The organism is Pantoea agglomerans NBRC 102470 (genome assembly GCF_001598475.1).
Classification (GTDB): domain Bacteria; phylum Pseudomonadota; class Gammaproteobacteria; order Enterobacterales; family Enterobacteriaceae; genus Pantoea; species Pantoea agglomerans.
On record NZ_BCZA01000004.1, the window covers coordinates 39,573 to 54,936 of the forward strand.

14 protein-coding genes and 1 pseudogene are annotated in these 15,364 nt (G+C 57.2%); 2 read left to right on the top strand and 13 right to left on the bottom strand.

Annotated elements, in window-relative coordinates; all coding sequences use genetic code 11:
* Nucleotides 1-257 precede the first annotated feature (257 nt).
* Nucleotides 258-905 carry a two-component system response regulator NarL gene (gene narL, locus PAG01S_RS08685; RefSeq protein ID WP_010248531.1) on the top strand — a complete coding sequence of 216 codons (648 nt, stop codon included), beginning with the start codon at nt 258-260 and terminating at the stop codon, nt 903-905.
* 306 nt (nt 906-1,211) lie between these two features.
* Complete coding sequence (gene mutS / locus PAG01S_RS08690; RefSeq protein ID WP_062758337.1) at nt 1,212-3,773, top strand: DNA mismatch repair protein MutS; 2,562 nt, start codon at nt 1,212-1,214, stop codon at nt 3,771-3,773.
* A 139-nt stretch (nt 3,774-3,912) separates the two neighbouring features.
* Here the strand turns inward: mutS and rpoS are convergent.
* The 13 genes and pseudogenes from rpoS to cysG all read right to left on the bottom strand — a co-directional run bounded on the left by rpoS (nt 3,913) and on the right by cysG (nt 15,306).
* Nucleotides 3,913-4,905: pseudogene (rpoS, locus tag PAG01S_RS22340) on the bottom strand (RNA polymerase sigma factor RpoS).
* 57 nt (nt 4,906-4,962) lie between these two features.
* The gene (gene nlpD / locus PAG01S_RS22345) at nt 4,963-6,063 is read right to left on the bottom strand and encodes a murein hydrolase activator NlpD (protein WP_010248535.1); all 1,101 of its coding nucleotides are present in this window, start codon (nt 6,061-6,063) and stop codon (nt 4,963-4,965) included.
* 162 nt (nt 6,064-6,225) lie between these two features.
* Nucleotides 6,226-6,852, bottom strand: coding sequence for a protein-L-isoaspartate(D-aspartate) O-methyltransferase (locus PAG01S_RS08705; protein WP_010248537.1), 627 nt, complete (start codon nt 6,850-6,852; stop codon nt 6,226-6,228).
* Nucleotides 6,846-7,607: a 5'/3'-nucleotidase SurE gene (gene surE, locus PAG01S_RS08710; protein ID WP_003849099.1), complete on the bottom strand. Its 762-nt coding sequence runs from the start codon at nt 7,605-7,607 to the stop codon at nt 6,846-6,848. The genes PAG01S_RS08705 and surE overlap by 7 nt, the downstream gene beginning before the upstream one ends.
* A 191-nt stretch (nt 7,608-7,798) precedes the next feature.
* A complete protein-coding gene (truD, locus tag PAG01S_RS08715; protein ID WP_062758341.1) occupies nt 7,799-8,860 on the bottom strand; it encodes a tRNA pseudouridine(13) synthase TruD in 1,062 nt (353 codons plus the stop codon).
* Nucleotides 8,857-9,339, bottom strand: coding sequence for a 2-C-methyl-D-erythritol 2,4-cyclodiphosphate synthase (ispF, locus tag PAG01S_RS08720; protein ID WP_010248541.1), 483 nt, complete (start codon nt 9,337-9,339; stop codon nt 8,857-8,859). Before ispF ends, truD begins: the two co-directional genes overlap by 4 nt.
* Nucleotides 9,339-10,055 (bottom strand): 2-C-methyl-D-erythritol 4-phosphate cytidylyltransferase, encoded by a 717-nt coding sequence (gene ispD, locus PAG01S_RS08725; protein ID WP_010248543.1) that lies wholly within the window; start codon nt 10,053-10,055, stop codon nt 9,339-9,341. The genes ispF and ispD overlap by 1 nt, the downstream gene beginning before the upstream one ends.
* Nucleotides 10,056-10,058: 3 nt before the next feature.
* Nucleotides 10,059-10,376, bottom strand: a complete 318-nt coding sequence (gene ftsB, locus PAG01S_RS08730) for a cell division protein FtsB (protein WP_010248545.1) — start codon at nt 10,374-10,376, stop codon at nt 10,059-10,061.
* 177 nt (nt 10,377-10,553) lie between these two features.
* Nucleotides 10,554-10,874 carry a DUF3561 family protein gene (locus tag PAG01S_RS08735; RefSeq protein ID WP_010248547.1) on the bottom strand — a complete coding sequence of 107 codons (321 nt, stop codon included), beginning with the start codon at nt 10,872-10,874 and terminating at the stop codon, nt 10,554-10,556.
* Between the two features lie 54 nt (nt 10,875-10,928).
* Nucleotides 10,929-11,534 carry an adenylyl-sulfate kinase gene (gene cysC, locus PAG01S_RS08740; protein ID WP_010672130.1) on the bottom strand — a complete coding sequence of 202 codons (606 nt, stop codon included), beginning with the start codon at nt 11,532-11,534 and terminating at the stop codon, nt 10,929-10,931.
* Nucleotides 11,534-12,961: a sulfate adenylyltransferase subunit CysN gene (gene cysN / locus PAG01S_RS08745; protein WP_010248552.1), complete on the bottom strand. Its 1,428-nt coding sequence runs from the start codon at nt 12,959-12,961 to the stop codon at nt 11,534-11,536. The genes cysC and cysN overlap by 1 nt, the downstream gene beginning before the upstream one ends.
* 11 nt (nt 12,962-12,972) lie before the next feature.
* Nucleotides 12,973-13,881 (bottom strand): sulfate adenylyltransferase subunit CysD, encoded by a 909-nt coding sequence (gene cysD / locus PAG01S_RS08750; RefSeq protein ID WP_010248554.1) that lies wholly within the window; start codon nt 13,879-13,881, stop codon nt 12,973-12,975.
* A gap of 9 nt (nt 13,882-13,890) precedes the next feature.
* Entirely contained in the window at nt 13,891-15,306 is a 1,416-nt protein-coding gene (cysG, locus tag PAG01S_RS08755; protein ID WP_062758343.1) for a siroheme synthase CysG, read from the bottom strand.
* Between the last annotated feature and the right edge of the window lie 58 nt (nt 15,307-15,364).

Below are 15,364 nucleotides of genomic sequence, written 5' to 3' on the forward strand. Positions count from 1 at the left end.
GCTTGATACAAATCAACGGCAATGCAGGTTACAGAGGTGCAGCGCCCTCTCTTCACCCCGGTTAAGTAGTTGACTGAATTCAGATAACCCTTATAAATCATAGGGTTTAAACACGGCCGCCCATGCCTTCTGTAAAAGGGTGTCCGACTGGAAATAAAGGAGTAGTCCATTGGGGGTATATAGCGACCCCGCTTCACCGGTAAGATAGGCTCTCCGCCCGCTCAGGGCTGGCGTATGTGACAGGAACAGGAGCCATTGTGACGGCAGAGAAATTTACGCTTTTATTGATCGACGACCATCCCATGCTGCGCAATGGCCTGAAGCAGCTGATTGCGCTGGATGAAAGACTGCAGGTGGTTGCCGAAGCGGGTAATGGCATTGATGGCCTGGCGCTGGCACAGCAGCATGATCCCGACCTGATCCTGCTTGATCTTAATATGCCAGGTCTGAACGGACTGGATACCCTGACCCAGCTGCGTGAGATAGCCCTTTCTGGCCGGGTAGTGGTGTTCAGCGTTTCAGATAATGAAGAGGATGTGGTCAGCGCGCTGAAGCGCGGCGCTGATGGTTATCTGCTGAAAGATATGGAACCGGAAGCCTTACTGAAAGCGCTGCATCAGGCTGCTGCCGGTCAGATCGTGCTGAGCGAGGCGTTAACTCCGATTCTGGTCGCCCGGTTGCGTGAAGCGCAGCCTGCTCAGACGCGCGACATTAATCAGCTGACCCGGCGCGAACGCGATATTCTGCAACTGATCAGCGACGGGATGACCAATAAAGCGATTGCCCGCAAGCTGGCCATCAGTGAAAGCACGGTTAAGGTTCACGTTAAATATCTGCTGAAGAAGATGAACCTTAAATCCCGACTTGAAGCCGCCGTCTGGGCGCTGCAGAACGGGCTGCACTGACTTTTCCCCCTTCCCGATGCGGCGCAGTGCCGTCCTGCCGGCCATAAACTGCCGCAGAAATCGCGAGCCGCCTCGCAGCCCCGCATCAGCGTCATGAGAACAGGCACTTTTTTGTCGCCAGCCGCCGCCACATTTGCCAGGATGCCTGTCAGGTTACACCCGGTCAGGATCGCGGCTGTGCATCATGCTGGCATATGCCCTGCCCTATTCGTTATCATCTGATTATCCTGCGCGCCTGGAATCCCTTTCGGTTTCATGGGCGTTGACCGCCAGAAATTTACCGCATTAAAAATGAGCTAAAACCTTATGCAAGAGCCAACCGAAAAGGACTTTCCTTCCCACACGCCGATGATGCAGCAGTACCTGCGTCTCAAGGCGGAGCATCCTGACATTCTGCTGTTTTACCGTATGGGTGACTTCTACGAGCTGTTTTATGACGACGCAAAACGTGCCTCGCAGCTGCTGGAGATTTCACTCACCAAGCGCGGTGCGTCAGCGGGCGAACCGATCCCGATGGCGGGTGTGCCCTATCATGCGGTTGAAGGTTACCTGGCTAAACTGGTGCAGCTGGGCGAATCCGTTGCCATCTGCGAGCAGATAGGCGATCCGGCGCTGAGCAAAGGCCCGGTTGAACGCAAAGTGGTGCGCATCGTTACCCCAGGTACCATCAGTGATGAGGCGCTGTTGCAGGAGCGGCAAGACAATCTGCTGGCGGCGATTGTGCAAAGCCCGCGCGGTTTTGGCTACGCCACGCTGGATATCAGCTCAGGCCGTTTTCGCCTCAGCGAACCTGCCGATGCTGAAACCATGGCGGCAGAACTGCAGCGCACCAATCCGGCGGAGCTGCTCTACCCCGAAGATTTCCAGGCGATGTCGCTGATCGATCAGCGACGCGGCCTGCGACGCCGTCCTTTGTGGGAGTTTGAGATCGACACCGCACGCCAGCAGCTGAACCTGCAGTTCGGCACCCGCGATCTCAATGGCTTCGGCGTGGAGAATGCGCACCTCGGACTGAGCGCGGCGGGCTGCCTGCTGCAGTATGTTAAAGATACCCAGCGCACCACGCTGCCCCACATCCGCTCGCTGAGCATGGAGCGGCAGCAGGACAGCATCATCATGGATGCGGCCACCCGCCGTAATCTGGAGATCACCCAGAACCTGGCAGGCGGCACCGACAACACCTTAGCGGCGGTGCTGGATAAAACGGTCACCCCGATGGGTAGCCGGATGCTGAAACGCTGGCTGCATATGCCGCTGCGCGATGCGCGCATCATTAACCAGCGTCAGGAGTCGATTGCTGAACTGCAAAATCTCAGCGACGTGCTGCAACCGGTGCTGCGTCAGGTCGGCGATCTGGAGCGAATCCTGGCTCGCCTGGCCCTGCGCACCGCACGTCCGCGCGATCTGGCTCGCATGCGTCATGCGTTTCAGCAACTGCCGGAACTTAACCAGCTGCTGGCCGACGTTGAGGCGCCCCAGTTGCAGAAGCTGCGCACGCAGATGGGCGAGTTCACTGCGTTACGTGAGCTGCTGGAACAGGCGGTGATTGAGTCACCGCCTGTGCTGATCCGTGACGGCGGAGTGATTGCGCCCGGCTACAACGCGGAGCTGGATGAGTGGCGTGCACTGGCAGATGGCGCAACCGACTATCTTGACCGGCTGGAGATCCGCGAACGCGAGAAGCTGGGACTGGATACCCTGAAGGTCGGCTTTAACGGCGTGCATGGTTATTACATCCAGGTAAGCCGCGGACAGAGCCATCAGGTACCGATGCACTATGTGCGTCGTCAGACCCTGAAAAATGCTGAACGCTATATCATTCCGGAGCTGAAAGAGTACGAAGACAAAGTACTCACCTCCAAGGGTAAAGCGCTGTCGCTGGAAAAAAGCCTGTATGAGGCGCTGTTCGATCAGTTGCTGCCGCATCTTGAAGCGCTGCAGCTGAGTGCCGCCGCGCTGGCAGAGCTGGATGTGTTAAGCAACCTGGCAGAACGCGCCTGGTCCCTGAACTATTGCCGCCCGGTATTGCAGGATAAAGCCGGGATTAAAATCAGCGGCGGACGCCATCCGGTGGTGGAACAGGTTCTGAAAGAGCCGTTTATTGCCAACCCACTGTCACTGGCACCCCAGCGCAGAATGCTGATTATTACCGGCCCCAATATGGGCGGTAAAAGTACCTATATGCGCCAGGCGGCGCTGATTGCGCTGATGGCATGGATTGGCAGTTTTGTTCCTGCCGATGAGACGCTGATCGGCCCGCTGGATCGCATCTTTACCCGTGTCGGTGCCGCTGACGATCTCGCCTCCGGGCGCTCGACCTTTATGGTTGAGATGACCGAAACCGCTAACATCCTGCACAACGCCACCGAAAACAGCCTGGTGCTGATGGATGAGATTGGACGCGGAACATCCACCTACGACGGTTTATCGCTCGCCTGGGCCTGCGCCGAAAACCTGGCGAACCGCATCAAGGCGATGACGCTGTTTGCCACCCATTATTTCGAGCTGACAACACTGCCGGAAAAAATGGAAGGCGTGGTCAACGTCCATCTGGATGCCGTTGAGCATGGCGACACGATCGCCTTTATGCACAGCGTCCAGGAGGGTGCGGCAAGTAAGAGCTATGGTCTGGCGGTGGCGGCGCTGGCCGGCGTACCCAAAGAGGTGATTAAGCGGGCGCGCAATAAGCTGAAGGAACTTGAGACCGTTTCAAACCACTCCGCGTCATCGACGGTCGATGGCTCTCAGCTGCCGCTGCTGGTTGAAGAGACCTCACCCGCCGTGGAGGCGCTTGAGGCGCTGGATCCCGATACGCTGACACCGCGTCAGGCACTCGACTGGATTTATCGTCTTAAATCGCTGGTCTGATATTACATCCCGTACATCGCACCGCGTTAATGCGCGGTGCGATGCTTGCTTGCCCGCAAATCACTTTTCTGCAGACATAAAAAAAGCGATGGTTTTCACCATCGCTTTTCGCATTCAAACTCAGATTTACTGTTAACGATTATTCACGAAACAGTGCTTCAATGCTGAGGCCCTGCGCCTGCAGGATTTCACGCAGACGGCGTAAACCTTCAACCTGAATCTGGCGTACACGCTCGCGGGTTAAGCCGATTTCACGACCCACATCCTCAAGTGTTGCCGCTTCATAGCCCAACAGGCCGAAACGACGTGCCAGCACTTCACGCTGCTTGGCGTTCAGTTCGAACAGCCATTTAACGATGCTTTGTTTCATATCATCGTCCTGCGTGGTGTCTTCCGGGCCGTTGTCTTTCTCATCGGCCAGAATATCCAGCAGCGCTTTTTCAGAATCACCGCCTAATGGCGTATCAACCGAGGTAATGCGTTCGTTGAGACGTAACATGCGGCTTACGTCATCAACCGGTTTATCAAGCTGCTCTGCGATCTCTTCCGCACTCGGCTCATGGTCGAGCTTGTGGGAAAGTTCACGCGCAGTACGCAGATAAACATTCAGTTCTTTCACAATGTGAATCGGCAGACGGATGGTACGGGTTTGATTCATGATCGCCCGTTCAATGGTCTGACGAATCCACCAGGTGGCGTACGTTGAGAAACGGAACCCGCGCTCCGGGTCAAATTTCTCTACGGCGCGAATCAGGCCGAGGTTACCTTCTTCAATCAGGTCCAGCAGAGCTAAACCACGATTGCTGTAACGACGAGCGATTTTCACCACCAGGCGTAAGTTACTTTCGATCATACGGCGACGGGAAGGGATATCACCCCGCAATGCACGGCGAGCGAAGAAGACTTCTTCCTCTGCCGTTAACAACGGAGAATAGCCAATCTCCCCGAGATAGAGCTGCGTCGCATCTAACACACGTTGCGTCGCACCCTGTGATAGCAACTATTCTTCCGCTACGTCGCTATCACTGGCTTCATTTTCAACGAGTGCCTTCTCGTCAAAAATTTCAGCTCCGTTCTCATCGAATTCCGCGTTCTCATGTAACTCGTTTACTTTCAGCGTATTCTGGCTCATAAGCGGCTCCTACCCGTGATTCCAGGGCAGAACATAAACCTGTTTTGTTCTGCCGGATTATCGCTGCGGTAAATAACGCAACGGGTTTACGGATTTCCCCTTGTAACGAATTTCAAAGTGTAATCTGACTGAACTGGTTCCGGTGCTACCCATGGTAGCGATCTTTTGCCCCGCCTTAACTTCCTGTTGTTCCCGGACCAGCATTGTATCGTTGTGGGCGTAGGCGCTCAGGTAATCATCGTTGTGTTTAATGATGATTAAATTACCGTAACCCCGGAGTGCGTTACCTGCGTAAACCACTCGTCCTGAAGCAGTGGCGACCACAGATTGTCCGCGCGTCCCGGCGATATCGATACCTTTATTGCCACCTTCGGCGGCAGAGAAGTTATCGATGATCTTCCCGTCAGTCGGCCAGCGCCAGCTTCCGACCGGCGTTGAACTGTTGGTTGTACTGCTAACCGTTGGGGGTGCGGTAACGACTGGAGCTGTTGTCGTTGCAACATTTGCTCCATTCGAAGGCAACATTTTGCTGCCACCCGAATTACCTGAATCATCAGAATACGTAATAACAGGTTGCTGTGCAACAGCAGGCGATTTAATTTGTGGCGCCGCCGGAACGCCGCCCTGCGTTGCATCAGCAACGGTAATGGGATTGCCGCCAGTAATCGGCTGACCCGACCCATTGCCAATCTGCAAAGTTTGTCCGACATTCAGGCCATATGGCGCCGGAACATTGTTGCGCTGGGCTAAATCACGGAAATCGTTGCCGGTAATCCAGGCGATGTAAAACAGTGTGTCGCCACGCTTAACGGTATAAGTTTCACCGGAGTAGCTACCCTTAGGAATGTTCTGATAACTGCGATTGTAAACAATCCGGCCATTCTGCGTCTCAACATTGCTGTTGGTACTAATCATTCCACCACTAGCGGGGGCAGATGCTGAATTTTTGCTTAACATTTGTCCCTGGGCTGGCGTGGCAGGAACGCCGCCTGAACTCATGTCTGCTCCAGACTGGTTAGTGTTCATGCCACCATTGTCGCCAACGCGACTGATGGGTGCCTGTGAGTTGTCGCTGGAGCTACAGCCTGCCAGCCAAAAACCTACCAGTGAAAGCGCCGCCAGACGGCGTAACTGAAAAAGTGTGCTTCCCGTGCTCATTAATCCCCCGTGATGGCAACTCTGATCTATCTGTTTCACTGTATCTGCCAGCAGGATACTCTGCGCGGCGCGATAAAATCTGCGTTTTCGATGAATAAACTGGATAGTAACAACATCAGGTACGTGGTGCTATGAAACAGTTGTGAAGAAATACGAAGAGGGTCAGGCCAGATCGCCCTGCACCAGCGGGACAAAACGCACTGGTTCAATGGTCTCTTCCATCACCTCTTCGCCCTGACGACGCAGGCGCTTCAGTACCTGCTGATCTTCACCAACCGGCAGCACCATGATGCCGCCTTCTGCCAGTTGTGCTATCAGCGCAATCGGAATTTCAGGCGGTGCAGCCGTGACGATGATGGCATCGAAGGGGCCACGTGAAGGCCAGCCCTGCCAGCCATCACCATGACGGGTTGAGACATTATGCAGATCCAGCTGTTTCAGACGGCGCTTGGCCTGCCACTGCAGCCCTTTGATGCGTTCCACTGAATAAACATGGTCCACCAGGTGGGCAAGAATCGCCGTCTGATAACCTGAACCCGTACCAATCTCCAGCACACGCGAATGCGGATTAAGCCCGAGCAGCGCGGTCATCCGCGCGACCATGTAGGGCTGTGATATCGTCTGACCGGAGCCGATGGGCAAGGCAACATTGTCCCAGGCTTTATGCTCGAACGCTTCGTCGATAAAACGTTCGCGCGGCACCTCGCTGATGGCTTTCAGCAGGTTTTCATCATCGATGCCCTGCTGACGCAGTTGTGACAGCAACGTCTCAATACGCCGATTCACCATGCCAGGTTCACCTCAGCTTTAGCCAGCCAGTCACTGAGCACGTTCTGCGCGCTGTGCGCCGTTAAATCGACATGGAGTGCCGTGACAGAGACGTAGCCCTGATCCACGGCGGCGAAGTCCGTATCCGGGCCCGCATCCAGTTTTTCCCCTGGCGGACCAATCCAGTAGAGTGTATTGCCACGCGGATCCTGCTGCGCAATCACCTGATCCGCCGGATGGCGACTGCCACAGCGCGTCACGCGGATGCCTTTGAGTTCTGACAACGGCAGATCGGGAACGTTGATGTTGAGAATGCGGCCGGTGCGCAGCGGTTCATGCGTCAGCGCCCTGAGCAGAGCGCAGGTCACGGCCGCTGCGGTGGCGTAGTGCTGATGGCCGTTGAGCGAAACCGCGATAGCCGGCAAGCCAAGATGTCGCCCTTCCATCGCTGCCGCCACCGTGCCGGAGTAGATCACATCATCGCCCAGATTGGGGCCGGCATTGATGCCCGACACCACAATGTCGGGACGCGGCTGCATCAGCGCATTCACCCCCAGATAGACGCAGTCGGTCGGCGTCCCCATCTGGACGGCGATATCGCCGTTTTCATGGGTGAAGGTGCGCAGAGGCGTTTCCAGCGTTAATGAGTTCGAGGCACCGCTTCGGTTACGATCAGGGGCAACAACCTGCACGTCAGCAATCTGCCGCAGGGCTTTCGCCAGAGTCTGAATGCCTGGCGCATGAATGCCGTCATCGTTACTGAGCAATATCCGCATTTCGTTCTGACCTTTTTTTATTCGACTGGTCGCCGTGACGGAACCTGTTTTAACGGCATGGCAACAGGTGAGGAATAGACGGCGATTTTTGCATTCTAGCGAGGCGCGCAAGGAAGTGGTAGGCGTAAATCACACGACGGTGGGGGTTTGCCGCAACATTACCCACACTGCGGGTCAGGTTGCGGCGAAGATTACTCATCAATCTGATCGGGCGAGTCCGCGTGGGTCAGCAGCTCCCGGACCACGCTGGTGGCAAAGCTGCCCGCTGGCAGCCAGAATGCCAGTTCCAGCGTAACATCATCCCACCAGCTCCACTGCATATCGCGCGGCACCACCAGCATGGCACGGCGTGCAGCATCAACCTTCTCACGTTCAATCAGTCCCAGCAGCAGCGTCTCATCAGCCAGCGCTTGCTGTTCAAAGGCCAGCGCTTGCTGTTCAAAGGCCAGCGCGTCAGCCTGCGGGCCAGGCTCGCCCCGTCCCGGCAGCGGCGCGGTGATGCGCAGCTCATGCTGCTCAACCCGGCGCTGTGACTCTGCCAGTTCATCAGGCTGCGCGACAAACCAGCTGCCTCGTCCGGTCAGCTGCAACGCGTCGCCGTTGAGCACCTGAGTCAGCCTACCCTGCTGTTGCAGACGCGCACTGGTCACCTGATTAAACAGCGCACTGCGCGCGGCAGAGAGCATCAGGCTGCGCTTGTTGCGGTCGCGAATAATGATCTCATTGCGCGCCCACTTTTCTGCCATCACCAGGTTATTGCCGCCGCGACCAAAACGCTGTTCACCAAAATAGTTCGGCACGCCCGCATCGCGAATCTGCGCCAGACGCGTTTCAACTGCATCACGGTCACTGATCTGGCGGATGATCAGCCGGAACGCGTTCCCCGCCAGTGCGCCGATGCGCAGCTTACGTTTGTGGCGCACCGCCTGCAGAATCTCGACCCCTTCCAGCTCAAAACCGCGCAGATCGGGCATCACATTACCCGGCAGGCGAAAACAGAGAGTCTGTTCCGTCACCGCATGGCGATCTTTCATTCCGGCATAACTCATGTCGCGCTGATGAATACCGAGATACTTCGCCAGTGCCTCAGCCACAAAGCGGGTATTGGCCCCCACTTTACGGATGCGCACCAGCAGGTGCTCACCTTCACCATCCGCGCCATAACCGAGATCTTCAACCACCACGAAATCTTCCGGATTGGCTTTGATCACGCCGGAGGCCACGGGTGTGCCGTGCAGGTAATTCAGCATCATTGGCTGTCAGCTTTCAGGACTAACGCCACCGCTTCACAGGCGATGCCTTCGCCGCGCCCGGTAAAGCCCAGCTTTTCGGTGGTGGTCGCTTTGACGTTGACCGCATCCATATGGCAGCCCAGATCTTCTGCAATATTGATCCGCATCTGTGGCACGTGCGGCAGCATTTTCGGTGCCTGAGCAATAATCGTGACGTCGACATTACCGATGCGATAGCCTTTGGCTTCGATACGGCGCCAGGCCTCACGCAGCAGGCCGCGGCTGTCCGCCCCTTTAAAGGCCGGATCGGTGTCAGGAAACAGCTTGCCGATATCGCCCATCGCCACTGCGCCCAGCAGCGCGTCAGTCAGCGCATGCAGTGCCACATCGCCATCCGAATGGGCGATAAAACCCTGCTCAAACGGGATCCGCACACCGCCAATCACTAACGGACCCTCTCCGCCAAAGGCGTGAACGTCAAAACCGTGACCGATACGCATCATGCGCTCTCCTTTAATTGAATCTGACTCAGATAAAAAGCCGCCAGCGCCAGATCTTCTGGCCGGGTGACTTTGATGTTATCACTGCGTCCGCTGACTAACAGCGGGTGGTAGCCGCAATACTCCAGCGCCGAGGCTTCATCGGTGATGGTCGCGCCTTCTGCCAGCGCCCGCGTCAGGCAGGCGGTGAGCAGCGCATGAGGGAAAAATTGCGGCGTTAAGGCGTGCCAGAGATCGTCGCGCTCTACGGTATGCGCCACCGCGGCTTTGCCCGGCTCGCCCCGTTTCATGGTGTCACGCACTGGCGCGGCCAGAATCCCGCCAACGTGGCTCTGTTCACGCACGTTGAGCAGTTGCTGGAGATCGTCGGGATGCAGACAGGGACGCGCGGCGTCATGGACCAGCACCCAGGCTGAACCCTGTGCAGCCTGCAATCCGGCCAGCACCGATTCGGCGCGGGTCTCTCCGCCTGTCACCCTGAGCACGCGCGGATCGCGTGCCAGCGGCAGTGAAGCGAAGTGCTGGTCATCAGGACTGAGGGCGACAATCACCTGTTTGATAGCGGGATGGGAAAACAGACGCGCAATGCTGTGTTCCAGAAGGGTGTGCTGACCAATCGTCAGATACTGCTTCGGACAGGTTGCCTGCATGCGGCTGCCGATCCCGGCAGCGGGCACCACGGCAATCACATCCGCAAGGGAGGCCAGAGTGTTCATGTTTTATCGTTGTTGGTTAAGCGCTGCTTGTTGCGCGTTGCGTTTGTTCTGGTCAGGCACCAGACGATAGAAAGTCTCACCGGGCTTAATCATGCCCAGTTCATTGCGTGCACGCTCCTCGATCGCTTCCGAGCCGCCATTGAGATCGTCAATTTCGGCAAACAGCTGATCGTTTCGCGATTTCAGTTTGGCATTGTTTGCCTGTTGCACCGCGACATCATCATTGACGCGCGTATAGTCATGGATGCCATTTTTCCCCAGCCACAACGAATATTGCAGCCAGCCAAGCAGCACCAATAACAGTAACGTCAGTTTTCCCATCCCGCCCCCTAAAAACGGCCCAATCATCCCATAACTTTGCACAGGACTCCACACCAGCGGAGAAAATGGCGCGCTTTGCTGCGCGTCTGCGCAAAATATGAATCAGTACCGATTCAGACGGGAAAAGATTTGTAACCTGCCGATGCGTTTGCACATCAGCGCGGGCGCACTGAGGGCTTACCAGCCAGAGAGAAAAGAGAACATTAACCAGAAGAGCGTGACCACCATGATCACCGTGGCGAGCGCGGCCCACAGCCACTGTCCACTCAGCAGCGTATTCAGCGCGATACCCGTGACCACCGCAACCGGCAGCAGCGCCAGAAAGAATGGCCAGGTATAAAGAAAGAAGAACAGCGTGTTAGAGCCGAACAGCAGGAAAGGAATCGCCAGCGCGCACCAGTAAGCGAGAAAGCCGATAACGCCGCCCGGCAGCAATGAGCGCGGCTCATCCGGGGAGGAGTCATCTTTTCGAGCGAGCATTGGGGTAATGTTCTGCATAGGCATCCTGTTGGCGCGAGGGCGGCAAATCAGAAACGATTTGCCGCTGTCTCTTCAGGATTTGATGATATCGCGGTCACGCAGCAGGTCTAACAATTGGGCGGCGAGTTTTGTAACCAATTGTTCGCCATCCAGCTGGATTTCCGGGCTATCGGGCGCCTCATAGACGCTGTCGATGCCGGTGAAATTACGCAGTTCACCGGCGCGCGCTTTGCGATACAACCCTTTCGGATCACGCGCTTCACACACGGCTAACGGCGTATCGACAAATACCTCGATAAACTGTCCCGGCTCCAGCAGATCGCGCACCATCTGACGCTCGGCGCGATGCGGCGAAATAAAGGCAGTGAGCACCACGAGTCCGGCATCCACCATCAGTTTCGCCACCTCACCGACGCGACGGATATTCTCTTTACGGTCATCATCGCTGAAACCGAGGTCACGACAGAGGCCGTGACGCACATTATCACCATCCAGCAGATAGGTGCTGACGCCGATGCGGTGCAGCGCCTGCTCCAGCGCACCGGCAACGGTGGATTTCCCCGAGCCCGAAAGCCCGGTGAACCACAGCACCACGCCCTGATGGCCATGCTGCTGTTCGCGTGAGGCGCGTGTCACCGGATGATCATGCCACACCACGTTATCGTCGTGCTGCGCCATTACTGACCGCCCAGCAGGTCGCGCGCATTCCAGTGTGGGAAGTGGCGGCGCACCAGCGCATTCAGTTCCAGCTCAAACGCGCTGAACTCACCGGTATTAACCGGGGCATCATGGTTTGGCTGATGGATCATGCCGGCACCCACGGTGACGTTGCTCAGGCGATCGATAAAGATCATGCCGCCGGTTACCGGGTTCTGCTGATAGCTGTCGAGCACCATCGGTTCATCAAAAGTGATCTCAATGCGACCGATACCGTTCAGCGGCAGCGTATCGACCTGACGCGTCTCCAGCGAGTTGATCTCGACCTGATGCAGCACCTTCTCTACCCGGCCACGGGTTTTCTTACCGGCGATTTTCAGGTCATAGCTCTGACCGGCCTGCAGCGGCTGTTCTGCCATCCAGACCACGTCAACGCTGGCAGACTGAACCGCTGCCAGCTCTTCACTGGCATCCACCAGCAGATCGCCACGGCTGATATCAATCTCATCCTGCAGCACCAGGGTAATCGCTTCGCCTGCACCCGCTTCCTGCAGATCGCCATCGAAGGTCACAATGCGGGCAATGGTCGACTCCACGCCAGAAGGCAGCACTTTAACGCGCTGGCCTACCTGCACGCTGCCCGACGCCAGGGTGCCGGCATAGCCACGAAAATCGAGGTTCGGACGGTTGACATACTGCACCGGGAAGCGCATCGGCTGATGATCGACGACGCGCTTCAGCTCCACAGTCTCCAGCACATCCAGCAGCGTCGGGCCGCTATACCACGGCATGGTCTGACTGGCAGAAGCGACGTTATCCCCTTCCAGCGCCGACATCGGCACAAAGCGGATATCGAGGTCTTCCGGCAGCTGCGCAGCAAAGTCGAGGTAATCCTGTTTTATCTGCTCGAAGCGCTCCTGGTTGTACTCCACCAGATCCATCTTATTGATCGCCACCACCAGGTGTTTGATCCCCAGCAGCGTCGAGATAAAGCTGTGGCGGCGGGTCTGATCCAGTACGCCTTTACGCGCATCGATCAGCAGGATCGCCAGATCGCAGGTTGACGCGCCGGTCGCCATGTTACGGGTGTACTGCTCATGTCCCGGCGTGTCGGCGATAATAAATTTACGCTTTTCGGTCGAGAAGTAGCGGTAGGCCACATCAATGGTAATGCCCTGCTCACGCTCAGCCTGCAGACCATCCACCAGCAGCGCCAGATCGAGCTTCTCGCCCTGGGTGCCGTGACGTTTGCTGTCGTTGTGCAGCGACGAGAGCTGATCTTCATAGATCTGACGGGTGTCGTGTAGCAGACGTCCAATCAGGGTACTTTTTCCGTCGTCAACGCTGCCGCAGGTCAGAAAACGCAGCAGGCTCTTGTGTTGTTGCGTGGTCAGCCAGGCTTCAACGCCGCCCTGGTCGGCAATCTGTTGTGCAATTACGGTATTCATCTGGCGTCTCCTTAGAAATAACCCTGACGTTTTTTCAGTTCCATCGAACCGGACTGATCGCGATCGATCATGCGGCCCTGACGCTCGCTGGTGGTGGAAACCAGCATCTCTTCGATGATCTCCGGCAGCGTCTGCGCTTCAGACTCTACCGCGCCGGTCAGCGGCCAGCAGCCGAGCGTACGGAAACGGACCATCCGTTCGGTGATCTCTTCACCCGGCTGCAGGTTGATGCGATCGTCATCGATCATCATCAGCATGCCATCACGCTCCAGCACCGGACGCGGTGCGGCGAGATAGAGCGGCACGATCTCGATGTTTTCCAGGAAGATGTATTGCCAGATATCCAGTTCGGTCCAGTTCGACAGCGGGAAGACGCGGATGCTTTCACCCTTGTTGATCTGACCGTTGTAGTTGTGCCACAGCTCAGGGCGCTGGTTTTTCGGATCCCAGCGATGGAAGCGGTCACGGAATGAGTAGATACGCTCTTTGGCGCGTGACTTCTCTTCATCACGACGTGCGCCGCCAAAGGCCGCATCAAAACCATATTTGTTCAGCGCCTGCTTCAGCCCTTCGGTTTTCATGATGTCAGTGTGTTTGGCACTGCCGTGAACAAAGGGGTTGATGCCCATCGCTACGCCTTCCGGGTTGCGGTGAACCAGCAACTCTGCGCCCATCGCTTTCACGGTGCGATCGCGAAATTCGTACATTTCACGGAATTTCCAGCCGGTATCCACATGCAGCAACGGGAACGGCAACGTGCCTGGGTAGAAGGCTTTACGCGCCAGATGGAGCATGACCGAGGAGTCTTTGCCGATGGAGTACATCATCACCGGATTGCTAAACTCCGCCGCCACTTCGCGAATGATGTGGATACTCTCCGCCTCCAGCTGACGCAGATGAGTGAGTCGTTTTTGGTCCATGATTTTCCCTCAAGCCAGATTGACAACGGCGGACTCGCGAGCCCCCTGCTGTGCTGAATGTTTAAACCAGGCGAGTTGCCCGTGCAGATTAACCACCTCTCCGATCACCAGCAGCGCCGGAGTGGGTGCCGAGGCGGCAAGCGCCTCAAGTTGTTCTAAGGTGCCGGTCAGCACCTGTTGATCCTGACGGGTACCGCGACTGATCACCGCCACCGGCGTTGATGGCGCGCGACCGTGCTGAATCAGCGCCTCGCTGATGGCAGCGGCTTTAACGGTTCCCATGTAGATCGCCAGCGTCTGACGCGCACGCGCCAGCGATGGCCAGTCAATGTCATCCCCATCGGGACGGCAGTGACCGGTAATAAACATCACGCTCTGCGCGTAGTCGCGGTGGGTCAGCGGAATACCGGCATAGGCCGTCGCACCGGCTGCCGCGGTGACGCCCGGCACCACCTGGAACGGCACACCCGCCTGCTGAGCCGCCTGCAGCTCTTCGCCGCCGCGGCCAAAGATAAAGGGATCGCCGCCCTTGAGGCGCACGACGCGCTTGCCTTTCAGCGCCAGTGAAACCAGCATCTGATTGATCTCTTCCTGCGGCAACGTGTGGGCGCTGGCCCGTTTGCCGACGCAGATGCGATCGGCATCGCGGCGCACCAGATCCAGCACCTCTTCGCTGACCAGATGGTCGTAGAGCACCACATCGGCTAACTGCATCACCTGCAGGCCACGCAGCGTCAGCAGACCGCTGTCGCCCGGCCCGGCGCCCACCAGAAAGATCTCGCCCTGACGGGTCGGCTCTTCCTGCAGTTCGCGGTCCAGCGTGCGTTTCGCCTCTTCGACGTTACCGGCAGACATCTCACTGGCGAACCGGCCGTCGAAAGCGCGTTCCCAGAAGCGCCGACGGTCAGACATGCGGCTGAAGCGCTGTTTGACTTTATCGCGCCAGAGTCCGGCCACTTCAGCCATCTGACCCAGACTGGCAGGCAGCAGCGTTTCGATTTTTTCGCGCAGCATGCGTGCCAGCACCGGTGCGGTGCCGCTGGAGGAGATCGCCACCACCAGCGGTGAGCGGTCAACAATCGAGGGGAAGATAAAGGTGCATTTTGGCTGGTCATCCACCACGTTAACCAGCTTATGCCGCGCATTGGCGGCTTCAAACACCTGGGTGTTGAGATGGTTGTCGTCGGTGGCGGCAATCACCAGGAAAACGCCATCCATCTGGGCCGGGTCAAATTCGGTCGCCAGCCACTCCAGTTCCTGCTTATCCAGCAGTGCCTGCAGTTCAGGGCAGAGTTCACGAGATGCGATCAGAACGCGCGCGCGTGCACGGCGCAGCAGTTCAATTTTTCGCGCCGCAATATCTCCCCCGCCGACAACCAGAACCGGGCGGCCAGAAAGATCGGCAAAAAGAGGCAAATAGTCCACGTTAACCCTGATGTTTTAACTTTGTATTAACGCGACTATACGTCGCTGGGTTTATCCA